Source organism: Ensifer sp. LC163 (assembly GCF_001695855.1).
Lineage (GTDB): Bacteria > Pseudomonadota > Alphaproteobacteria > Rhizobiales > Rhizobiaceae > Ensifer.
Window position 1 is genome coordinate 114,065 of the sequence record NZ_MBSS01000045.1, and the last position, 22,919, is coordinate 136,983.

Sequence of the window (22,919 nt, forward strand, 5' to 3'; positions counted from 1 at the left end):
CCCCGTCTTTTACCGATGCGCGTTGAGCGAGATGACGTTGTGCATCGTCTCGTCAGCCGTGGACAGGAACTTCTTGATATTGCGGGCCGCCTGACGGATCCGGTGCTCGTTCTCGACGAGGGCGAGACGCACGTAGTCGTCACCCTGCTCACCGAAGCCGATGCCCGGCGCGACGGCCACGTCAGCCTTTTCGACGAGCAGCTTCGAGAATTCGAGGGATCCGAGGTGACGGAACTTCTCCGGGATCTTGGCCCAGGCAAACATCGTGGCTGCCGGCGGCGGCACGTCGAAACCGGCCTTGCCGAAGCTTTCGACCATCACGTCACGACGGCGCTTGTAGATGTTGCGGACTTCGGCGATGTCGCTGCCGTCGCCGTTGAGCGCCTGGGTGGCGGCAACCTGGATCGGCGTGAACGCACCATAGTCGAGGTAGGACTTCACGCGCGTCAGCGCCGCGATCAGCCGTTCGTTGCCGACGGCAAAGCCCATGCGCCAGCCGGGCATGGAGAATGTCTTCGACATCGAGGTGAACTCGACCGTGACATCGATCGCGCCCGGCACTTCGAGCACGGATGGCGGCGGTGCGTCGTTGAAGTAGATCTCCGAATAGGCCAGATCCGACAGCACGATGATGTCGTGCTTCTTCGCAAACGCCACGACTTCCTTGTAGAAATCGAGCGTGGCGACCTGCGCCGTTGGGTTCGACGGGTAGTTGAGGATCAGCGCCAGCGGCTTCGGGATCGAATGGCGAACGGCGCGCTCCAGCGGTCCGAAGAACGTGTCGTCGGGCTCGACCGAAATCGAGCGGATGACGCCGCCTGCCATCAGGAAGCCGAAGGCATGGATCGGATAGGTCGGATTGGGGCACAGGATCACGTCGCCCGGCGCGGTGATCGCCTGGGCCATGTTGGCGAAGCCTTCCTTGGAGCCAAGGGTGGCGACGACCTGCGTGTCCGGGTTGAGTTTGACGCCGAAGCGGCGGGCGTAATAGGCGGCCTGGGCACGACGCAGCCCGGGAATGCCCTTCGACGACGAATAACGATGCGTGCGCGGGTCCTGGACGGCCTCGCAAAGCTTGTCGACAATCGACTGTGGAGTGGGAAGATCCGGATTGCCCATGCCGAGGTCGATGATGTCAGCACCGGCCGCTCGCGCGCTTGCTTTCAAACGGTTGACCTGTTCGAAAACATAAGGCGGCAAACGCCGGACTTTGTGAAACTCTTCCATCTCCAAACCTCGTTTGGCGCACGTCTCCGCCAGCGGCTGGCCGTCGCGAAAACATGCGCTTTGGTGAACGGCCGTCACTGCGGCCATTGAACGCTTTGCGTCCAAATCACCTGAAACGCAAGTGCTAATTCGCGATCTGTTTCAGCGTGTCGGAGCCATGGTCTTCGGCGAGCGTACGCATTTCCTTCATGCGACGCTGATATTCCGCTTCGGAGATGGAACCGGATTTGCGCGCAGTGCCGAGAGCCGCTAGCCGTGCCTGCATATCGGCGGCTTCCTCATTGGTCATCTGCTGCGTTGCCGCCGGCTTCTGACCGTAGACGGAGGGATAGTTTTCGAAGGGGGTCTTCTGGCTGTTGCAGCCCGCAAGCGTGCCCAGGAGAATGATCCCGGCAACCCAGGTGATGGAGCGCTGTTTTCCGACGGCGAGCATACTGGCAAAGACCTCTGTTTCGTGGCGCGACGATGCGCTAGCCCTTGTAATCATTTTCGGGCAGAATGTAAAAATACAAAACAAACAAGATGCTGTGGAGGAAACCGGGTGACAGCAGACAGGAATGCCGAAGGCCACGCCGGCAAGGACGGCTTTGCTGGCTTCGACCCGAAGTCCGTTGAACCCTACATCGTCAAGGATCCCGAAAGCCTCGCGGTCAACCTTGCCCGCGCGATGGAACAGCTCGGCAAGGCGGCTTCCGCCTGGCTTGCGCCGCGCGAGACCGGCGAAAAATCCGACGTCTTCTCCGAACCCGTCACCGATATGGTCAAAACCCTCTCCAGGGTTTCCGAATATTGGCTTTCCGATCCGCGCCGGACCCTCGAAGCACAGACCCATCTCATGGGCAGCTTCTTCGAGATGTGGTCTCGAACCCTGCATCGCATGTCCGGTGATGTTGCCACCGCCGATCCCGCCAGCCTACAGCGGATGGACAAACGCTTCGCGGACGAGGACTGGGTGAAGAACCCCTTCTTCGATTTCGTCCGGCAGGCCTATTTCATCACGTCCGACTGGGCCGACAAAATGGTGCGCGATGCCGAGGGCCTCGACGATCACACCAAACACAAGGCTGCCTTCTATGTCCGGCAGATCTCGAGCGCGCTCTCGCCGACCAATTTCGTCACCACCAATCCGCAACTCTACCGGGAAACGGTAGCGACCAGCGGCGCCAACCTCGTCAAGGGTATGCAGATGTTTGCCGAGGACGTCGCCGCAGGTCGCGGCGATTTGCGGTTGAGGCAGACCGATACCAGCAAATTCGCAATCGGCGAGAACATCGCGATCACCCCCGGCAAGGTCATCGCGCAGAGCGACGTCTGCCAGGTGATCCAGTACGAAGCCTCGACGGAAACAGTGCTCAAGCGTCCGCTGTTGATCTGCCCGCCGTGGATCAACAAATTCTACGTGCTCGATCTCAACCCGCAAAAATCCTTCATCAAGTGGGCCGTCGATCAGGGACACACGGTCTTCGTCATCTCTTGGGTCAACCCGGACGAGCGGCATGCGACCAAGGATTGGGAAGCGTACGCACGCGAAGGCATCGGTTTTGCGCTCGACACCGTCGAGCAGGCGACGGGTGAACGGGACGTCAATGCCATCGGCTATTGCGTCGGCGGAACGCTGTTGGCCGCAACGCTTGCGCTTCATGCCGCAGAGGGCGACGAACGCATCCACTCGGCAACACTATTTACCACCCAGGTCGACTTCACCCACGCCGGCGATCTCAAGGTCTTCGTCGACGAAGACCAGATCAGCCAGATGGAAGAGAACATGCGGGTGGCCGGCTATCTCGACGGTTCGAAAATGGCGACGGCGTTCAATATGCTGCGCGCCTCCGAGCTGATATGGCCCTATTTCGTCAACAACTACCTCAAGGGTCAGGAGCCCCTGCCCTTCGACCTGCTCTATTGGAATTCCGATTCGACCCGGATGCCGGCGGCCAACCACTCGTTCTACCTGCGCAACTGCTATCTGGAGAACCGCCTGTCAAAGGGCGAGATGGTACTGGCCGGCAAGCAGGTGTCGCTGGGTGACGTCAAAATCCCGATCTACAACCTGGCCACCAAGGAGGACCATATCGCCCCGCCGCGCTCCGTCTTCCTCGGCAGCTCGTCTTTCGGCGGTAAGGTCACCTACGTGCTTTCCGGCTCCGGCCACATCGCCGGTGTCGTCAATCCGCCGGACAAGGGCAAATACCAGTTCTGGACCGGCGGAGCGCCCAAGGGCGAATTCGATGACTGGGTCAAGGCAGCTAAGGAAACGCCCGGATCCTGGTGGCCGCACTGGCATCAGTGGATCGAAAAACTGGACAAGAAGCGCGTACCCGCGCGCAAGCCCGGTGGCAAGCTCAATACACTGGAAGAGGCGCCCGGCTCCTACGTGCGCGCCCGCGCCTGACGAAAGCCTAGAATTATCGTGATCTTCGATCGGCCACTCGTGCCCGCCACGCTCGTGCAGCGCTACAAGCGCTTTCTGTTCGACGCCCTCCTCGCCGACGGTACCGCATTGACCGGCTCATGCCCCAACACCGGCTCGATGCGCGGGCTGACGACGCCGGGTTCGCGTATATGGATGTCGGAACACGACAGCCCGACACGCAAGTACCGGCAGATGCTCGAGATCGTCGAGGCGGACAACACACTCGTCGGCATCAACACCGGCCTGCCCAACCGCCTCGCGGAAGAAGCCATCCGTCTTGGACTTGTTTCGGACCTTCACAGTTACGAGTCGCTTTCGCGCGAGCAGAAGTACGGACGTAATTCGCGCATCGATATCCTGCTCAGCGATCCAATCCGCGGGCTTGCCTATGTCGAGGTCAAGAACGTGCATTTCAGCCGGACCCGCGGCGTCACCGAGTTTCCCGACAGTCCAACCGCCCGTGGCGCCAAGCACCTCGAAGAACTGGGCGACATGGTCGACGCCGGCCACCGGGGTGTCATGATCTATCTGGTGCAGCGTAGCGACTGCGACAGCTTGAGCATATGCGGCGAGTACGACCCAGTCTATGCCCGCGCCTTCGAGCGCGCCAAGGCCCGCGGCGTGGAAGCCTATGCAGTGAAATGCCTGGTATCGCCGACCGAGATCGCACCCATCGGCTTGATCTCTATCGATGAGGCAGATGTCGGCGCTCTTCGCAACTCGGCCTGAACGATCGTATCGGGCCGGCGCTGGATCGCCAATCTGAGCAACCTGCAACATTCTGCGGATATACCGCAGCATCGATCCGCGTTAGGCTTGACGACTGGCCGGGCGGAACAGCGAGGTGGCGAAATACCGTGCGCTGCATCCCAAATCAGTGCCTCATGGCGCACGGCAGTGGACGAGGCCGCCCCTGCTGCATTATGAAATTCGACAGGAAACAACTGAAAGTTCTGGAATGGTGACTTACATCGAGGCAGGGTCTGCGCCCTACAAGAACACCGGCGTCATCCGCCTCTACGGACAGGAAGGGTTCGAAGGCATGCGCAAGGCCTGTCAGGTGACGGCGCGCTGCCTCGACGAGCTGGTGTCGCGGGTCCGACCGGGGGTGACGACCGAGGAGATCGATCGCTTCGTCTTCGAATTCGGCATGGACAACGGCGCCTTGCCGGCGACGCTGAATTACCGCGGCTATACCAAGTCGTCCTGCACCTCGATCAACCATGTGGTCTGTCACGGCATTCCGAACGACAAACCGCTTCGCGACGGCGATGTCGTCAACATCGATGTCACCTACGTCATCGATGGCTGGCACGGCGATTCCAGCCGCATGTATCCGGTCGGCGAGATCAAGCGCGCCGCCGAGCGGCTTCTCGATGTGACGCATGAATGCCTGATGCGCGGCATTGCCGCCGTCCGCCCCGGCGCCCGCACAGGCGCGATCGGCGAGGCGATCCAGGCCTATGCCGAAGCGGAGCGGTGCTCTGTCGTGCGCGACTTCTGCGGACACGGCGTCGGCCGGCTTTTCCACGACGCTCCCAACGTCCTGCATTATGGTCGCGCCAACGAGGGGCCTGAGTTGCGCGAGGGCATGATCTTCACGATCGAGCCGATGATCAATCTCGGCCGCCCGCACGTGAAGGTGCTGGCGGATGGCTGGACGGCCGTCACCCGCGACCGCTCTTTGTCGGCGCAATACGAACATACGGTCGGCGTCACGGCTGACGGCTGCGAGATCTTCACACTCTCGCCGGCCGGCCTCTTCAAGCCCGACATGACCGCCATGGGCGCCGCATGAAGAAGAACTCCGGTTCATCCGCAGGCGATGCGACGCAGCCGGCGGGCGAACGGTCATTTTTCGCGGATCTGCAGCCGCAGGACGCGCATGCTCCAGACACTGCTCCCGCTGCCACCGAGGCGCACTACCTCGGTCACCGCGATCGGCTTCGCACCCGATACCGCGAGCATGGCGATGCCGCGCTTGCCGATTATGAAATCCTCGAAATGCTGCTGTTTCGGCTCATTCCGCGCAAGGATACCAAGCCGATAGCAAAGGCGCTGCTAACGCGCTTCGGGACGCTTGCCGGCGTGTTCGGCGCACCGCTCGCACTGCTGCAGGAGATCAAGGGTGTCGGCGAATCGGTCGCGCTCGATCTGAAGCTCGTCGCCACCATCGGGCACCGGACGCTGAAGAGCGATCTGCGCAAGAAACACATCCTCTCGTCCTGGTCGGCGGTGATCGAATATTGCCACGCGGCGATGGCGTACGAGACCAAGGAACAATTCCGTATCCTGTTTCTCGACAAGCGCAATGCACTGATTGCCGACGAAGTTCAGCAGACAGGCACGATCGATCATACGCCGGTCTATCCGCGCGAGGTCGTCAAGCGCGCGCTCGAACTGTCGGCAACCGCGATCATCCTTGCGCATAACCATCCCTCCGGCGACCCAACGCCCTCACGGGCGGATATCGATATGACCAAGCTGATCGTCGAGACGGCAAAGCCACTCGGCATCGCCGTGCACGATCACATCATCATCGGCAAGGACGGCCATGTGAGCCTGAAGGGGCTGCGTCTGTTCTAACGGCTACGTGTGATGATCAAAGCCATCTCGCGCGGCGGAAGAAGCGGTAAAGCGTCAGGCAGAACCCGATGATGATGGCGAGCACGACAAAATAACCGTACTTGAATCTGAGCTCAGGCATCTCGTCGAAGTTCATCCCATAGATACCCGCAATTGCCGTCGGCACCGCCAAGATCGCCGCCCAGGACGCAAGCTTGCGCGAGATCTCCGTTTGCTCCGACTGACCGATCATCAAGCTCGCTTCGAAGGTGAAGGCCAGAACCTCGCGCAAAGCGTCAATATCTTCCTGCACGCGGCGGACATGGTCGGTCACATCTCGAAACAGCGGCTGCAATGCCGCTTCCATGCCGGGCAGATCGATATGTTCGTGCCGCCGACACACGTCGACCAGCGGCACCGCGGCATTGCGAAGCCGGAGCAGGTTGCGCCGGAGCAGATAGAGCCGTTCGATATCGGCCTTCTCCAGGCGCTGGCGAAGCAGGCGATCCTCGAGCCGTTCGACCTCTTCGTGGATGGCCTCGATCACCGGCATGTAGTTGTCGACGATGAAATCGAGGATCGAATAGAGGATGTAGTTCTCGCCATGGGCAAGGGCCGCCGGCGACGCCTCGCATCGCTGCCGCACGGCCATATAGGACGTCGAGGCACCGTGGCGGACGGAGACGACATAGCCGCGGCCGACGAAGAGATGCGTCTCACCAAAGGCGATTTCGTCACCGACCATATGGGCAGTGCGGGCGACAACGAAGATCGAATCGCCGTAGATCTCCAGTTTCGGGCGTTGATGTGCCTTGCAGGCGTCCTCGATCGCCAGGTCATGCAGATCGAACTCGCGCTGCACTTGGCGAAGCAGGTCCGCGTCCGGTTCGTGCAGACCGATCCAGATGACGGCGTTCGGGCGACTGCGCCATTTGCCGGCGTCTTCCACGTGAATGTCCTGGATGCGCACGCCGTTTTCGTAGACCGCAGCGGCGATCACGCCCTGCCTCTCTTCCGCATGCGGCGCTTCCGTCGCGTGCGAGTTGCCTGGGGATGCTTCATTCGTCAGGTCCAGCGCCATAGACGACCTCCCATGCCCGCATGAATTCGATGGACCGGCATGCCATTGGCCTATCGAGCATACGCGTATTTCCTCATATTCGCATCCAACAGGTTTCAAACACGAAAACCACTTCATCAAACTGTGCGATTGACGATATAGACGCATGCGAGCGAGACTTTTCGCAGCGCACAACGATTCTTCCCTTTTTACGGAAATGCCCATGCACCAGTTCGATCTCATCGTCGTCGGCAGCGGACCCGCCGGCCGCCGGGGCGCCATCCAGGCCGCCAAGCTCGGCAAGAAGGTTCTCGTCATCGAACAGGGCAAACGCGTCGGCGGCGTTTCCGTGCACACCGGCACCATTCCTTCAAAAACGCTGAGGGAAACGGCACTCAATCTTTCCGGCTGGCGCGAGCGCGGCTTTTACGGCCGGGCCTATCGCGTCAAGCAGGAGATCAGCGCCGACGACCTGCGCCAGCGCCTGATCATCACATTGGACCACGAGGTCGAAGTTCTCGAACATCAGTTCGCACGAAACCGCGTCCAGCATATGCGCGGCAAAGCGAGCTTCGTCGATCCGAACACGCTGGAAGTGATCAAGGACGATGGCGAGAGCATGCTGGTGACCGGGGTCAGCATTCTGCTGGCCGTCGGTACCAAGCCGTTGCGCCCGGATTACATTCCCTTCGATGGCAAGACCGTGCTCGACAGCGACGAACTGCTGGAGATCAGCGAGCTGCCGCGCTCTCTGGCGGTGATCGGCGCCGGCGTCGTCGGCATCGAATATGCCACCATCTTCAGTGCGCTCGATACCCAGGTCACCGTCATCGATCCGAAGACGACGATGCTCGACTTCATCGACAAGGAGATCGTCGAAGATTTCACCTACCAGCTTCGTGATCGCAACATGAAGCTCAACCTCGGCCAGAAGGCCGAAAAGGTCGAGCGACTGGAAGATGGCAAGGTGCTGCTGACGCTCGACAACGGCCGCAAGATCACGACCGAGATGGTGCTGTTCGCCGCCGGCCGCATGGGTGCGACCGATACGCTCAACCTGCCCGCCGCCGGACTTGAAGCCGACAGCCGCGGCCGGCTCAAGGTCAATCCGGAAACCTTCCAGACGTCCGTGCCGAACATTTACGCGGCCGGCGACGTCGTCGGCTTTCCGAGCCTTGCCTCGACCTCGATGGAACAGGGGCGCGTCGCCGCCCGTGTCGCCGTCGGCGCGATTGCCAAGGAACCGCAGAAATACTTCCCCTACGGCATCTACGCCGTACCGGAGATTTCGACCTGCGGCCTGTCGGAGGAAGAGGTCAAGGAGCGCGGCATCCCCTACGAATGCGGCATTGCGCGTTTTCGCGAGACGTCACGCGGCCACATCATGGGCCTTGAAGCCGGGCTGCTGAAGATGATCTTCTCGCTGAAGACGCGCCGGCTTCTCGGCGTGCACATCATCGGCGAAGGCGCCACGGAACTGGTGCATATCGGGCAGGCAGTGCTGAACCTCAAGGGCACCGTCGAGTACTTCGTCGAAAATACCTTCAATTATCCGACGCTTGCCGAAGCCTACAAGATCGCCGGTCTCGACGCCTGGAACCGCATGGGCGAGATCAAGCCGAAGGCGTAAAACGCCGCGAGGCCGGCCGGGCCGGCCTCAAACAAAGCGCCACGAATCAGATAGCCTTGCTGCCCTGACATCCCCAACGTTCCTCGCTTGCGAACGGAATCAAGTGATCGGCTTGGGGCTTCGTTTTCACGCATATCGCCCCGAATGCGCTGCGCATTTTCGGGCGGCATGTTTCGGCGGGCGTTTGAACATGGCACTACGCATCCTTTCCCTGAATGCCTGGGGCGGCAAGCTGCATGCGCCGCTGCTGCCATACCTCGTCGAAGTCGACGCAGATGTGTTGTGTCTGCAGGAGGTCGTGCGTTCTCCGGAGACGACGTCCGACTGGCTGGTCTACCGCGATCGCGATGTCGAGCTGCCGCAACGCGCCAATCTTTTCGACGAAATCCGCGCAGCCCTGCCGGAACACGACGGCTATTTCTGCCCGACGGCGAGAGGCGAGCTCTCCGATGGTGATCGCATGATCCACTCCGAATTCGGATTGGCAACATTCGTGCGCAAATCCCTTCCCGTCATCGGCCAGGCGCTCGATTTCGTCCATGGAAGGTTTTCGCCTGACGGTTGGGGCGCGCATCCGCGTGCCCGCAATGCCCATTGCCTCCGCCTCTTCAGCTATGAGGACGGCTTTTCCATAACCATCGCTCAGCTACACGGCTTACGGGATACCAATGGCAAGGGCGACACGCCGGAACGACAGGCGCAGGCGGATGCTCTGATGCAACTTGTCGGCCGCGTTTGGCCCGGAAACGAACGGCTGGTCGTCTGCGGCGATTTCAATGTCCTGCCGGATAGCGCAACCTTTGCGGCACTCGGCACTTTAGGCCTGTCCGATCTCGTCACCGGCCGCGGCCACACCGATACACGCACGTCGCACTACGGCAAGCCGGGACGTTTCGCCGACTACATGCTGGCCACACCGGATGTCGACGTCGTTCGCTTCGACGTAGTCGAACAACCTGAAGTCTCGGACCATCGCGCGTTGTTGCTGGATCTTCGGTAGAGCAAATCCCACTCCGCACCTGCTGCGCCCAACAAACATTTCCGCAACGGAAAAGGCCCTGCCGTAAACGGCAGGGCCTCAATCTCAAAGCAATCGAAGAAGTGATTACTCGGCGCTGTCGTCAGCAGCCTTCTTCTTGGCCGGAGCCTTCTTCTTCGGAGCAGCAGCTTCTTCGCCTTCAGCGGCGTCAGCCTTGGCAGCGGCTTTCTTCTTGGCCGGAGCCTTCTTGGCAGCCTTGCCTTCGGCTTCTTCGTCGTCAGCCGTCAGCTCTTCCTTGGAAACCGTCTTGTCGGTCACCGAGATCTCGGAGAGCAGGTGATCGACGACCTTTTCTTCGAACAGCGGAGCGCGCAGCGAAGCGGCGGCACCGGGGGTGTTCTTGAAGTAGTCGAGGATCTGCTTTTCCTGGCCCGGGAACTGGCGGAGCTGTTCGAACAGCGAACGCTGCAGTTCGTCGTCGCTGACCTGAACGCCGGCCTTTTCGCCGATTTCCGAGAGAACGAGGCCGAGACGAACGCGGCGCTCGGCGAGCTTGCGGTATTCGGCGCGTGCTTCTTCTTCGGTGGTTTCTTCGTCAGCGAAGGTCTTGCCGGCCTGCTGCAGGTCGGTGTTGATCTGGCGCCAGATGTTTTCGAATTCGGCTTCGACGAGGCGCTCCGGCGTTTCGAACTGGTAGAGTTCGTCGAGCTGGTCGAGGATCTGGCGCTTCACCTTCTGGCGGGTCAGCGAACCATACTGGCTCTCGATCTGGCCGCGAACGATTTCCTTCAGCTTGTCAGCCGATTCGAGACCGAGCTTGGTGGCCAGTTCGTCGTTGATTTCAATGTCCTGGGCCGAGGCGACGTCCTTGACGGTGATGTCGAAGGTGGCTTCCTTGCCGGCGAGGTTCGCTGCCGGGTAATCGGCCGGGAACGTCACGGTAATGGTCTTCTCGTCGCCAGCCTTGACGCCGACGAGCTGCTCTTCGAAGCCCGGGATGAAGCGGTTGGAGCCGAGAACGAGTTCTGCGTCTTCGTCCTTGCCGCCGTCGAAGGCTTCGCCGTCAACCTTGCCGAGATAGTCGATGGTGACGCGGTCGCCGTTGGCGGCCTTGCCCTTCTTCGATTCGTAGGTGCGTGCGCTTTCAGCGATACGCAGGATCTGCTCGTTGACTTCGTCTTCAGCGATCTCGACGACTTCGCGCGTCACCTTGATGCCGCTGACGTCCTTGAGTTCGATCGCCGGGATGATTTCGTAAGCGACGGTGAATTCGAGGTCAGCCTGAGCGTTGAGGATCTTGTCGGCTTCGGACTCGTCCTCGGTCATCGCGATTTCCGGCTGGGTCGCCGACTTCTCGCCACGGCCCGACAGGATCTCGGTCGGCTTTTCGCGGACGATCTCATTGACGAGATCTGCCATGATCGACTTGCCATAGACCTTCTTCAGATGCGCGAACGGCACCTTGCCCGGCCGGAAGCCGTTGATGCGCACACGGTCTTTCACTTCAGCCAGACGCTCGTTCATACGAGCTTCCATGTCCTTGGCCGGGATAACGACCTTGAGTTCGCGCTTCAGCCCTTGAGCGAGCGTTTCGATAACCTGCATGTTCAAACCTTCATTTCACGTTGACTGTGCTCTTCCCCTTGAAAAGGTCTGGCGAGCACGTGAGCCGATCCATTTGCCGGGAGTGGCTTTACGCAGTTCCGTAACCGTTTTGCAAGCAAAATGGCACTCCAGCCCCCTTCATCATAGCAGAATCCGGACTTTTGGCGCGATCATTGTCCTGGTGCGGGTAGAGAGACTTGAACTCCCACGCCTTGCGGCACCAGAACCTAAATCTGGCGTGTCTACCAATTTCACCATACCCGCGTTCAGACAATCGCACCGACTGAGCGTATTCCCGCAAGACCAACCAACGGAAATACCGCGGATAAGATGGGCATGCTGAGGTTCAGGGCTTTCCCGAGCGCGGCGTCTCTATATCACTCGTTTTCGCGGGATCAAAGGGAAAATGCGGGATACCCACGACAGAACGATTTGATCCCGCAGCGGCGGTCAATAGAGCGGCTCCTCGTAGACCGGCGTGCCCTCGACGGCGATCTGCCTTATCTGCGCACGACCCGCATCATTGATGCGAACGCTGACCGAAAGCGCCTCGGCATTGCGCGCCTGCTCCAGCACTCGGCCTTCGCCCTCCGGAACATAGAATCGCTCGATGCCGTAGTCGACATTGATCGATGACGGGTTTTCACTCGACGAAGGGTAATAGGTGAACGGCTGCGATTGAAGAACGACGCTGTCGTCCGTTGGCGCAAGCGGCTTGAAAGAGGCCTCGGACGAGCCCCAGAAGCCGTCGGGTTGTTTGGCAAGACGCAGGAAGACCGTCGCTTCCTGCGGCTCCGTCGGCAATCCGCCCTTGAAAAGCGCCGGCGGCAGCCTGGAAATATCATAGCTCAGGATGACATAGTCGCCGCGCAGCAGATCTCTCGGATCGACGGGCACGGTCTTCAGCAGGACTTCCCGGCCGTTCCGCAGGATCGATGCCCGGCTTTCGACCATATAGCCGAGGGCTGCCGTCTGGAGGACGGCGGCAATCAGCGCGGCGATGAGCGGGGGTAACCAGCGGCCCTTTGATGCGATACCTGTCATGGCGACACCTCCTCGCGTCGCGTCCGCATCAAGCGCCCTTCTATCCGGATGACCAACCAGGCGATCGCCGCAACCAGCAACCCGGAAATCAGGAAGAAGCCCGACGTACCGAGCATGGAGCCAAGCGTCTCGAACGCGAGATAAAGAAGCTCGCCGGCAAAGGCCGCATAACCAAGGTAGCGCACTGCCCCATTCTGCGCGCCGGCAAGCGCGATCCCGAGCAGGGCGACGATGAGCACAGCCGCACCGGCGGCCACTTCATTGATCAAACCGTCTGCCTCGAACTGCAACGCCGCGAAACCGATGAGCGCCAAAGCGAAGGAATAGAATGCAGGTGCCGAGCCCGCCTCAAGCGCCATGGGGCGAAGCGGCGAGCCGGGCATCGCTGCCGCGAGAAATGCGACAATGCCACCGCCTGCCAGCGCGCCTGCAAAAGCCAAGGACGGGTTCTCGATATAGAGCCACACCAGCCACGCCATGACCAGAAGATAGGCCAGGTGGCGTGCGCGCCCTGCATCGGTCACGCGCACTAAGACGACGACGAGGACGGCGAGCGCCGGGACAAGCCAGGTCTGCCACTGGACAATATCGCCAAGGTCGCTCTCGGACAGCAACGTCAGGAAATAGGCCCAGGCCAACCCGCCGCACACCGTCGTGACGGCGGCTGATCGAAAGGCAAGCGCCGTCACGCAGGCTCCGGCAATCCAGAGCAGGATCGCATCGGCGGCCTCCCCTGAGAGATGATACATCTGCCCGACAAGCGCGATGCCTGCACCGAACGACATCGCCGCCAGCACCAGCGCCGCTGCGGCCAAGCCACCATTGCCCCGCAGCAGAAGTAACGCACCGGCAAAATGAAAGCCCCAGATCAAGCCGACAATGCCGATCAGGCGTGCAAGACGTGGCAGTGCTTCCCAGTTGGCCGCCACCAGCAGCAGGATAGAGGCCGACAGCAGCAGGGCGGCGAGCACCAGCAGAACACGCCCCGCCCGAAAGGTGGATTCGCGGCCATCATACTCCGCAAGCATCTGACGCGCGGACGCCTCTGGCAGAAGCCCCATGCCGACCCAATGCTTGAAATCCCTTTCAAGACGCCCGCGATACATGCTGCCTCACCTCCTGCGACGAGCTTCCCTTGAAGGCAGAACCCGACATGCTCACCTAATCACGCAATCGCGGAAAAACACAACCATTCGATCGCTAGCACCACGATTGCCGCTGCCAGGATTTGACGGCTTGCGCGATGCGCATATCTTCCATGCGGATATTGCACTGCACAAATCGATTTAAACATCCTATGTTCAGATCATCAGAGGCGAACGAAGGCAAACAGCCAACCGGACGCCCGCGGCGATGGTCAGCCGCCCCGGAGCGCCGGGAAAGACCCGGACGAAAGTTCGATGGAATTCGGAGCGGCGCACTCCTCCTCCCAGCGCCCCTCCGATACGATTGGCAACACTCCTCCTCCCAGTTGCCAATCACCTTCAATGACGCTCGCTGGACCTCCTCCCCCAGCGGGCGTTATTCTTTTCAGGCTCCCTTTTGTTTATCGCAGTTGATCGAGGCGTTTGCACAATCTTTGCGCAGATTTCGCTCAATCTGACACTGAGATATGTTCTAGGCGCATAGGTGCCATGAAGCATCCGATCTACCCAAATTCGGCAGACTGAACTATCTTCAACTCATCGATCGGGGCGGCGCACTCCTCCTCCCAGCGCCCCTCGATTTGGATCGGCAGCACTCCTCCTCCCAGTTGCCGATCAGAACAAAACGACGCTCGCTGGACCTCCTCCCCCAGCGGGCGTTGTTTGATTCAGCCAGCCCCTTCTCTCTACAATCTCTGCGCCACGCCACCGGCTCGGTGGCGGCATTGGGCGCACGGCCCGGGCACAGCGGCCATAGAGAGGCTTGCAAGAGCTGCATGGGTGCGATGCAGCATTATCTCTGTAACTTCTGCTCAAAACGATTATATTCCGGGACATCAGATGATGGCCAGCAGAGAGATAAGCGCTGGCAAACGACCCTAGAAAGGATAGGATCATGAACCTCGCACGCTCTTTCAACAATTGGCGCAAGTATCGTCAGACCTGCAACGAACTCGGCCGCATGAGCGACCGTGAACTGAGCGACCTCGGCATCGGCCGCGGCGACATCGCCTACGTTGCACGTCAGGCCATCAAGTAATTCCAGGAGCGCTGCTTCGCGCAGCGCGCCGGACATTACCAACGCCCTCCGGTTCATTCCGGGGGGCGTTTTTCGTTGTCGAAGTACCGGGCCAATTCGCTTTCGCAACTGCGAAAGCGCGCCGCCGATCCGGAACCGCGCACGGCCAAGCAATCTTGTTCGGATTCAAGCGGGCACCACCGGCAACACCTTCGGTCATCCACGCGGAAAATGACACAATTACAAATCCTTAACGCGACACATCCGCACTTTAATCAATCTTTAAGTGATGGCGTATTTTCGAGCGGGCGCAAATCTTGCCCAGCAATTTGGCGATGCACTGCACAAATGCATAGCAGCTGCATTTTCTTTGCACTCCACCTTCTAATTAGACAAGCGTATAAGAACCTCAACGACGCAGACAGATGGCTGTCGCGACAAACCGCTCTTGAGGAAAAAGTCATGAACCCGATTCGTATCGCAAAAAGCTGGATCAACTACCGCCGCACCGTCAGCGAGCTCGGCAACCTGTCGAACCACGCTCTGAATGATATCGGCATCACCCGCTACGATATCCGCAACATTGCATCGCGTTCCTTCCGTTAATCGGAACGAACGACCAGACTTCCAAGACGGCGCCTTCGGGCGCCGTTTTCGTTTGTTCCCATAGCAACGATGGTTGGAACAACGGGGCGGGCATGGTAGGAAGCCGACCATGAGCAAAGACACCTCTTCCCACTCTCCCATTCATGTCATCGGCGGCGGCCTTGCCGGCTCCGAAGCGGCCTGGCAGATCGCCGAGGCCGGCGTTCCGGTCGTGCTGCATGAGATGCGCGGCGTCCGCGGCACCGATGCACACAAGACGGACGGCCTTGCCGAACTCGTCTGTTCCAATTCCTTCCGCTCCGATGACGCGACCAGCAACGCCGTCGGCGTGCTGCACGCCGAAATGCGTCTTGCGGGCTCGCTGATCATGAAGGCGGCGGATGCCAATCAGGTTCCGGCCGGCGGCGCGCTCGCCGTCGACCGCGATGGCTTCTCCGACGCCGTCACCGCGGCGATCGCCGGCCATCCCCTGATCACCGTGGTTCGCGAAGAAATCCGCGGCCTGCCGCCGAAAGAGTGGGACCTTGCAGTGATTGCAACCGGCCCGCTGACCGCGCCGGACCTCGCCGAATCGATCCGCCAGGAAACGGGCGCCGATGCACTTGCCTTCTTCGACGCCATCGCGCCGATCGTCTATACCGAGACGATCGACATGGACATCTGCTGGTACCAGTCGCGCTACGACAAGGTCGGCCCCGGCGGCACGGGCAAGGATTACATCAACTGCCCGATGAACGAGGAGCAGTACAACGCCTTCATCGACGCGCTTGTGGCCGGCGACAAGACCGGCTTCAAGGAGTGGGAAGGCACGCCCTATTTCGATGGCTGCCTGCCGATCGAGGTGATGGCAGAGCGCGGACGCGAGACGCTTCGCTACGGGCCGATGAAACCGATGGGGCTTACCAACGCCCACAATCCGACGGTCAAGGCCTATGCCGTCGTCCAGCTTCGCCAGGACAACGCGCTCGGCACGCTCTACAACATGGTCGGTTTCCAGACGAAGTTGAAGTACGGCGCGCAGGCGGAGGTCTTCCGGATGATCCCGGGCCTCGAGAATGCGGAGTTCGCGCGCCTCGGGGGCCTGCACCGCAACACCTACATCAACTCGCCCACCCTGCTCGACGGAACGCTGACGCTCAAGTCGCGGCCGGGCCTGCGTTTTGCCGGCCAGATCACCGGTTGCGAGGGCTATGTCGAGAGCGCAAGCATCGGTTTGCTGGCCGGGAGGTTCGCCGCAGCGGAGCGCAAGGGTGAACCTTTGGTCGCGCCGCCGGCAACGACAGCCTTCGGCGCGCTGCTCAACCACATCACCGGCGGTCACATCGTTTCCGACGACGAGCCGGGCAAACGTTCGTTCCAGCCGATGAACGTCAACTTCGGATTGTTCCCGCCGCTGGAACCGGGCGCCATCACCAAGCCCGAAGGGGCAAAGCGCTTCCGCGGCAAGGAAAAGGCCGCAGCGAAGAAGCAGGCGACTGCCGCCCGCGCGCTCGGCGACTGCGCCGCCTGGCTGAACGGCACGGATTGAGAGTCAAACATCCGCAAGGCAAGCCGGAATCACACCGGATTGCCGGCGGCCCTGCCTTTGCAGCCTATGTTGATCAGATGACGGTCGGCCGTGATCGGCTCGACTGACGGCGACCTATTCGTTCGCCTGCGCCGAAGACGGCGCGCCCGCCTCCTCTGCAGTGAATTCTGACCTCGGGCTGAAACTGCCCAGCAGCCACAGCGACACCTCGGCCGCTTCGCTGGCGTTCTGAAACTCGAACGCGTTGTCGAGATAGGCGAAATCAGGGAAATGGACGATCAGGCCACGGCCGCTGTCGGAACTGTTGACCCGGACCTTGCCCGGCTGAATGACGTGGCAGACATAGTGCGTGCCGTGCGATTGAATGAAACCGGCCTTGCCGTCATGCAGCCGCAGGAAAATCGCCTTCCGGTCTGCCGTCGAGTGAAGTGCACGGATCGCTTCGTCCGGAAAGGCACGCCCGAACTCGACCATCGCCGAACCGGCATCCGGATCGTCCCAATCCCGCTCTGCCCGCGCGTTCATCCACATATAGAAGGCGCCGGCGAGAATGACGACGATGATGAAAAGCAGCCAGAGCATCAGACGGGCACCCCCTCAGTGGGCATTGAGTCGCTAGACTGTGTCTATACGATGCGAGCCTTGCGCCAATTTGACCAGCCGGCCGCCAAACCCGCGGCCCCAAAAGACGCCGCGCAGGGGTTCAAGTGAAGCGCCTCAGCTTTTCATAGGGACAATTGTCCGAAATGCTAAGCAGATTCGACCGCCAAGCACTAGAACCGCTTGCGCTTGCTCGCCCACCACATCCACCACTGTCGCCGCCATTGCGTCGGCCTGATCGGATTGCGCAGCAGCTCTGCTCCAACGGCGTCTGCCCGGTCAAAGATCGGCTCGGCGAGTGCCAGCGGAACGAAGGCTGCGAAATTGTCGGACGAGATCGTGTCGAGCCGGGCGCGTGCCTTGGCCAGATGGTCGCGGCCGAAGCCGGTAAAGGCCCGGATCGCCCGCCCGATCGCTTCCAGGTCCTCTCCAGCGAGCAGCGTTTCCCGGTCGAGGCCGGTTGCCCTCAGGAGATCGGCCGGAAGATAGACCTGGCCGCGGCGGCAATGCTGCGGCAGGAGCAGGAGCAGACCTGCGACCGTCTGGGCGACGCCGGCGTGACCGGCAGCCTCGGCAGATTCTGCAGCGTTCTGCGGATCGAGGACGAGCGATGACAGCTGGATCAGCGCTGATGCCGTCTCTCCGGCGTAACCTTCGAACGCCGCCCTGTCTTCCATCGGATCATCGTAGAGATCGAAGATCCGCGCATCGATCATGTTCTGAAACACCGAGATGGGTAGTCGATGCTTACGAATGCAATCGAGCAGCGCACGCGCGAGCGGATGCCCCTCGCCGGTCGCATCTTCATTTTCCAGCAATTCGCGCCACCATTGCATGCGGATTTCGCCGGGGATCGGTTCGTGCACGAGATCGCGAATGCGGGCGAGTTCGGCGTTGAACGCATAGAGCGGAGCGAGCGACGACTGGCTGGCTACAGGCGCCAGCAGGCAGGCGAGATAACGGTCACGGTCAGTGTCCCTGATGTCGGTCAGGATCTGGATGTCGAGGTCTTGCACGCAAGTCTTTCCCTGGTCGCGATCAGACGGCAATCAGCGCGACGGCGACCGCCCGCGATTCGGCCAGCATCACGTTGTAGGTTCTGACCGCAGCTCCGGTGCTCATCGGGTCAGACGAGATATTCGATGCGCGCAGGGCGGCTTTCAACTCGGCCGGCAAGGGCCGGATATCCCGGCCGGTGCCGACCAGCAACACCTCAATGTCACGCGCCTCGTCCAGCACCCGCTGGAACTTTTCGACCGCCAACGGATCACCCTCGACCACGTCCCATGCGTAGACGCCCGAGGGCAGCATCAGCACGGAGCCTCGATGCGACATGTCGGCAAACCGAAAGCCGCCATTGCCGTAGGCGTCGATCGGGGCGCGCCCCGGAAAATGCGCTTCGCGGATCTCGATACCCCTAGGCATTTCAGACTGAACCCTTTGTCGTTTGCGCCGCTCCGGCGCCCGGGCCGGAGGCATTCTCCCCGCCCTGGAAATGGTCCGTCCGCTTGCGGAAAAGAATGAGGATCGGACCAGCGATATAGATCGAAGAGATCGTGCCGACGATGACGCCAAACAAGAGGGTAACGCTGAAAGAACGGATAACACCGCCACCGAAGAGGTAGAGCGCCGCCAGGGCCAGTCCGGTCGTCAGCGCAGTCAGGATCGTGCGCGAAAGCGTCTGGTTGATCGAAGCGTCGATCAACACCGACAGGGGCATCCTCTTATAACGGCTGAGGTTCTCGCGGATACGATCATAGATCACGACCGTATCGTTCAAGGAATAACCGACGATGGTCAGGACGGCAGCGATGCTGCCGAGATTGAACTCGATGCCGGTTACAACAAGGAAACCGATCGTCAGCAGCACGTCGTGCAGGGTCGCCACAATCGCGCCGAGTGCGAAGCGCCATTCGAAACGCAGCCACACGTAAAGCAGGATCGCGGCAAAGGAGACGGCAAGACCAATTGTGCCGGCACGGGTCAATTCGCCCGATACCACCGGACCGACGACCTCGACGCGCTTGAACGCATATTCATCACTGAGTTCCGCGCGGATGACGCCGATCGCGGTCTGCTCGGCATTGTCACCTGCCTCCTGCGACGGGACGCGCACGAGAACATCGTTACCGGAACCCAGATGCTGCACCTGAACCTCGCCGAGGTTCAACTCATCAAGCCGCACGCGCAGATCGGCGATATCGACGTTGCCGGCCTTACCTTCGAGTTCGATGATCGACCCGCCCTTGAAGTCGACGCCCAAATTGAGACCGAGGCTGGCCAGGAGCACGACGGAAGCGACCGACAGCGCCGCCATGACGATGAAGACCGGATTTCGGATCGCCATGAAGCGGATGTCGAGATCGCTGAAGCGGCCCGTGCGGATGCCCTTCGGCAGATGCTGGGCCTTCCAGCCGCGCAGCCAGGCCTTGGCGATCCTGCGGGTGACCGTATAGGCGGTGAACAATGTCGTGACACTGCCAATCGCAAGCGTGACGGCGAAGCCGCGCACGGGGCCCGAGCCAAGGTAGAAGAGGATCGCACCGGCAATCAGCATCGTCAGATTGGCATCGAAAAGGCTGCTGAAGGCGCGCGCGAAGCCTTTGTTGACCGACTGGACCAACGGTTGACCGCCCCGTGCTTCCTCGCGGATGCGCTCGTAGATCAACACGTTGGAGTCGACGGCGACGCCAATGGTCAGAATGATTGCGGCAATGCCCGGCAATGTCAGCGTCGCGCCGGTGAGCGAAAGCACGGCAATGATCAAGATGAGATTCACGGCCAGGGCGGCAACGGCGAAGATACCGAAGACACCGTAGAAGAAGACCATCGATGCGGCGACAGCAATGGCAGCGATGAAGCCGGCCTTGAGACCGTCACCGATCGCATCATCGCCAACGCCTGGGCCAACAGTCCGCTCCTCGACGACTGTCAACGTCGCCGGCAACGGTCCGGTCCTGACGAGAGCTGCGAGGTCGCCGGCACCCTCCTCCGGCAGATCGGCGGCGATGATTGCCGTATCGCCCTTCACGGCATCGCCAAGCTTCGGCGTTGCGACGACCTGGTCGTCGAGAATGATCGCAACCTTCTGGTCGGCGCCCGTGGCCTGAAGCGCGACGACGCGGCCGGTTGCCGCCGGTGTCAGCTTGATGGCGACCGATGCCTCGGCGCTTGCGGCGTCGATCTCCGGCTGCGCGCCAGCGAAATCCTCCCCCGACAGCAACGGCGTCTTCTCGACGAGATAGGGGACCGGCGGATCGTCGAAGGAGTAAAGCACTTCACTGCCGGCGGGCGGCTGCGCATCGATGGCCTGCTCCACGGGTACGGCAGTGTTCAGCATCTGCAAGGAAACGCGGGCACGCTGGCTGAGCAGGTCCTTCAGGCGCTGTGGATCCGCCAGACCCGGCACCTGAACGATAAGTCGATCACCGCCACGGCGCTGGATGAGGGGCTCTGCTACCCCGACTTCGGCGATCCGGCGCCGAACGACGTCCATCGCCAGTCCCAGAGCCTGCGACATCCGGTAGTCGATACCGTCGTCGCTCAGGCGCAGACGAACAAGTTCGTCCTCCTCAGCGCCGTCGAAGGCCAGTTCGGTCACTTCGTCGTTGACCAGTCCACCGGTTTCAACCGGCGTCATGAGCGGCGCGAGCGCTGCGCGCGCGGCCGGCAACTTGGCCCGGTCACGAACCCGCAGCGAGATCAGCTGCGCCGCGCCCGACAGGCCGATATAGGCAATGTCGGCATCGCGCAGCGCTTTGCCGACATCATTTGTCACTGCCTCAAGCCGCTCGGCGAGGATATCCTCGCGCGAGGCCTGCAACATGAAGTGCGAGCCACCCTGGAGGTCGAGCCCCAACGCCACCTGACGGTGCGGCAGCCACGAAGGCAGCGCATCCGCCCATTCCTTCGTCAGGAAGTTCGGCATCGCAAACGCGACACCCAAAAGCACTGCCAGCCAAACAAGAGCGCTTTTCAACGGCTTCAGATTGGACATGCCTCAAACGCTCCGTGACCCGGATACTCCCGGTTGTGGCTGGACTTCTATTATTCCTTTACGGGTTCGCCCTTGACGCGAACTTCCGACACGCCGCTGCGAACGACGCGGATCTTGACGCCTTCCGCAATCTCGACTTCCAGCTCGCTGTCGTCGACGACTTTGGTCACCTTGCCGACGATGCCGCCGCCGGTCACGACCTGGTCACCACGACGGATGTTCTTCAGCAGCTCTTCGCGGCGCTTCATCTGCGCACGCTGCGGGCGAATGATCAGGAAATACATGACAACAAAGATCAGCAGGAAGGGCAGAATGGACATAAGGATGTCCGCGCCGCCGGTCGACGGGGCGCCGGCTGTCTGCGCAAAAGCTTCGGTAATGAACATCGATCACTCCTTGAGTTCAAAATATGCGGCGGTTCCTCCGCGCCAAATCGGCCGGAATATAAGGGCGCGCAGCCGCAATGCAAAGCGACGGCACCCGTATCCGTTCCAGTGCCTCTGACATAAATTGTGCAAGAGGAGAACCCCCTGTCCCGCCCGGTGCGGCCTTTTCCAGCGCAAACCTGCGTGCTACCCGGTTAAACCGAAGCCAAGTGACTGATTCAGCAAGCGGAGATGGACAAATGGGTGACACAAGGATCGACGTTCTCATCAAGGAAATGCAGAAGCTTTCCGCGGCGATCGAACGCATCGCCGGTCCCGCTCCCGCCGCCAACGATTGGGACGCTGCAGAGTGCTTCGTCTGGGCGCCGGCAAGCCATCATCTGCAGCCGGTCAAAAGGCCGAACCGCATCGAACTGTCGCTGATCACCGGCGTCGACCACGTGCGCGACATCCTGGTCGACAACACGCTGCGCTTTGCCGAAGGTTATCCGGCAAACAACGTGCTTCTGTGGGGCGCGCGCGGCATGGGAAAATCCTCGCTGGTCAAATCCGTTCATGCGCAGATCGCACGGGATGCGGGTGTCGCGATGAAGCTCGTGGAGGTTCACCGGGAGGATATCGCGACGCTGCCCGCACTGATGGAAATACTCAAATCGGCGCCGGTGCCGGTGATCGTCTTCTGTGACGACCTTTCCTTCGACCATGACGACACGTCCTACAAGTCGCTCAAGGCCGTGCTCGACGGCGGTGTCGAGGGGCGGCCGACGAACGTGCTGCTCTATGCAACATCGAACCGACGCCATCTCCTGCCGCGGCACATGATGGAAAACGAACAGTCGACAGCCATCAATCCGTCGGAGGCAGTCGAGGAGAAAGTGTCGTTGTCGGATCGCTTCGGATTGTGGCTCGGCTTCCACAAATGCAGCCAGGAAGACTATCTCGCGATGATCGACGGCTACGCGGCCCATTACGGCTTGGCTGTTGACAAGGAGGCCTTGCACGCCGATGGGCTGGAATGGTCGACGACGCGGGGAGCAAGGTCCGGCCGCGTCGCCTGGCAGTTCATTCAGGATCTGGCCGGCCGCCTGCGCCACCGGCTGGACGGCTAATACCAAC

General features: G+C 61.0%; 21 protein-coding genes and 1 tRNA gene. 10 read left to right on the plus strand and 12 right to left on the minus strand.

Features of this window, described 5'->3' with window-relative positions; genetic code table 11:
• Window positions 1-9: 9 nt before the first annotated feature.
• Window positions 10-1,227 carry an LL-diaminopimelate aminotransferase gene (locus tag BC360_RS25350; protein WP_065797287.1) on the minus strand — a complete coding sequence of 406 codons (1,218 nt, stop codon included), beginning with the start codon at window positions 1,225-1,227 and terminating at the stop codon, window positions 10-12.
• Window positions 1,228-1,351: 124 nt separating this feature from the next.
• Entirely contained in the window at window positions 1,352-1,660 is a 309-nt protein-coding gene (locus tag BC360_RS25355) for a hypothetical protein (protein WP_065797289.1), read from the minus strand.
• Window positions 1,661-1,768: 108 nt separating this feature from the next.
• On the opposite strand from BC360_RS25355, the gene phaC reads away from it, so the two are divergent.
• From phaC to radC, 4 genes are all read left to right on the plus strand, one after another.
• Complete coding sequence (gene phaC / locus BC360_RS25360) at window positions 1,769-3,619, plus strand: poly(3-hydroxyalkanoate) polymerase subunit PhaC (protein ID WP_065797290.1); 1,851 nt, start codon at window positions 1,769-1,771, stop codon at window positions 3,617-3,619.
• Between the two features lie 18 nt (window positions 3,620-3,637).
• Window positions 3,638-4,369 (plus strand): DNA/RNA nuclease SfsA, encoded by a 732-nt coding sequence (gene sfsA / locus BC360_RS25365; protein ID WP_065797292.1) that lies wholly within the window; start codon window positions 3,638-3,640, stop codon window positions 4,367-4,369.
• 229 nt (window positions 4,370-4,598) lie between these two features.
• Window positions 4,599-5,438, plus strand: coding sequence for a type I methionyl aminopeptidase (map, locus tag BC360_RS25370; RefSeq protein ID WP_065797294.1), 840 nt, complete (start codon window positions 4,599-4,601; stop codon window positions 5,436-5,438).
• Window positions 5,435-6,226: a RadC family protein gene (radC, locus tag BC360_RS25375; RefSeq protein WP_065781532.1), complete on the plus strand. Its 792-nt coding sequence runs from the start codon at window positions 5,435-5,437 to the stop codon at window positions 6,224-6,226. The genes map and radC overlap by 4 nt, the downstream gene beginning before the upstream one ends.
• Window positions 6,227-6,242: 16 nt before the next feature.
• Here radC and BC360_RS25380 read toward each other — a convergent pair whose 3' ends face one another.
• On the minus strand, window positions 6,243-7,286 hold the full coding sequence (locus tag BC360_RS25380; RefSeq protein WP_065781533.1) for a magnesium and cobalt transport protein CorA: 1,044 nt from the start codon (window positions 7,284-7,286) through the stop codon (window positions 6,243-6,245).
• Between the two features lie 202 nt (window positions 7,287-7,488).
• Between BC360_RS25380 and sthA the strand changes: the two genes are divergently transcribed.
• A complete protein-coding gene (gene sthA, locus BC360_RS25385; RefSeq protein WP_065781534.1) occupies window positions 7,489-8,895 on the plus strand; it encodes a Si-specific NAD(P)(+) transhydrogenase in 1,407 nt (468 codons plus the stop codon).
• A gap of 190 nt (window positions 8,896-9,085) precedes the next feature.
• Entirely contained in the window at window positions 9,086-9,895 is an 810-nt protein-coding gene (locus tag BC360_RS25390) for an endonuclease/exonuclease/phosphatase family protein (RefSeq protein WP_065797296.1), read from the plus strand.
• 105 nt (window positions 9,896-10,000) lie between these two features.
• On the opposite strand, the gene tig is transcribed toward BC360_RS25390, so the two are convergent.
• From tig to BC360_RS25410, 4 genes are all read right to left on the minus strand, one after another.
• Complete coding sequence (gene tig, locus BC360_RS25395) at window positions 10,001-11,479, minus strand: trigger factor (protein WP_065797298.1); 1,479 nt, start codon at window positions 11,477-11,479, stop codon at window positions 10,001-10,003.
• A 179-nt stretch (window positions 11,480-11,658) separates the two neighbouring features.
• Window positions 11,659-11,743, minus strand: a tRNA-Leu gene (locus tag BC360_RS25400).
• Window positions 11,744-11,929: 186 nt separating this feature from the next.
• Window positions 11,930-12,523 (minus strand): GDYXXLXY domain-containing protein, encoded by a 594-nt coding sequence (locus BC360_RS25405; RefSeq protein WP_065781536.1) that lies wholly within the window; start codon window positions 12,521-12,523, stop codon window positions 11,930-11,932.
• A complete protein-coding gene (locus BC360_RS25410; RefSeq protein ID WP_065797299.1) occupies window positions 12,520-13,629 on the minus strand; it encodes a DUF2157 domain-containing protein in 1,110 nt (369 codons plus the stop codon). The genes BC360_RS25405 and BC360_RS25410 overlap by 4 nt, the downstream gene beginning before the upstream one ends.
• A 934-nt stretch (window positions 13,630-14,563) precedes the next feature.
• On the opposite strand from BC360_RS25410, the gene BC360_RS25415 reads away from it, so the two are divergent.
• The 3 genes from BC360_RS25415 to trmFO all read left to right on the plus strand — a co-directional run bounded on the left by BC360_RS25415 (window position 14,564) and on the right by trmFO (window position 16,820).
• Window positions 14,564-14,707 carry a DUF1127 domain-containing protein gene (locus tag BC360_RS25415; protein ID WP_065781538.1) on the plus strand — a complete coding sequence of 48 codons (144 nt, stop codon included), beginning with the start codon at window positions 14,564-14,566 and terminating at the stop codon, window positions 14,705-14,707.
• Between the two features lie 441 nt (window positions 14,708-15,148).
• A complete protein-coding gene (locus tag BC360_RS25420) occupies window positions 15,149-15,292 on the plus strand; it encodes a DUF1127 domain-containing protein (RefSeq protein ID WP_065781539.1) in 144 nt (47 codons plus the stop codon).
• 109 nt (window positions 15,293-15,401) lie between these two features.
• Window positions 15,402-16,820 (plus strand): methylenetetrahydrofolate--tRNA-(uracil(54)-C(5))-methyltransferase (FADH(2)-oxidizing) TrmFO, encoded by a 1,419-nt coding sequence (gene trmFO, locus BC360_RS25425; protein WP_065781163.1) that lies wholly within the window; start codon window positions 15,402-15,404, stop codon window positions 16,818-16,820.
• 114 nt (window positions 16,821-16,934) lie between these two features.
• On the opposite strand, the gene BC360_RS25430 is transcribed toward trmFO, so the two are convergent.
• The 5 genes from BC360_RS25430 to yajC form a co-directional block, all read right to left on the minus strand.
• A complete protein-coding gene (locus BC360_RS25430) occupies window positions 16,935-17,402 on the minus strand; it encodes a hypothetical protein (protein WP_065781164.1) in 468 nt (155 codons plus the stop codon).
• Window positions 17,403-17,593: 191 nt separating this feature from the next.
• Entirely contained in the window at window positions 17,594-18,436 is an 843-nt protein-coding gene (locus BC360_RS25435) for a phytoene/squalene synthase family protein (protein WP_065797301.1), read from the minus strand.
• A 22-nt stretch (window positions 18,437-18,458) separates the two neighbouring features.
• Window positions 18,459-18,845 (minus strand): Mth938-like domain-containing protein, encoded by a 387-nt coding sequence (locus BC360_RS25440; RefSeq protein ID WP_065781166.1) that lies wholly within the window; start codon window positions 18,843-18,845, stop codon window positions 18,459-18,461.
• A gap of 1 nt (window position 18,846) precedes the next feature.
• Window positions 18,847-21,417: a protein translocase subunit SecDF gene (gene secDF, locus BC360_RS25445; RefSeq protein ID WP_065797302.1), complete on the minus strand. Its 2,571-nt coding sequence runs from the start codon at window positions 21,415-21,417 to the stop codon at window positions 18,847-18,849.
• A gap of 50 nt (window positions 21,418-21,467) precedes the next feature.
• Complete coding sequence (yajC, locus tag BC360_RS25450) at window positions 21,468-21,803, minus strand: preprotein translocase subunit YajC (protein ID WP_065781168.1); 336 nt, start codon at window positions 21,801-21,803, stop codon at window positions 21,468-21,470.
• Window positions 21,804-22,042: 239 nt separating this feature from the next.
• Here yajC and BC360_RS25455 point away from each other — a divergent pair, with 239 nt between their 5' ends.
• A complete protein-coding gene (locus tag BC360_RS25455) occupies window positions 22,043-22,912 on the plus strand; it encodes an ATP-binding protein (RefSeq protein ID WP_065781169.1) in 870 nt (289 codons plus the stop codon).
• The last annotated feature ends 7 nt before the right edge of the window (window positions 22,913-22,919 follow it).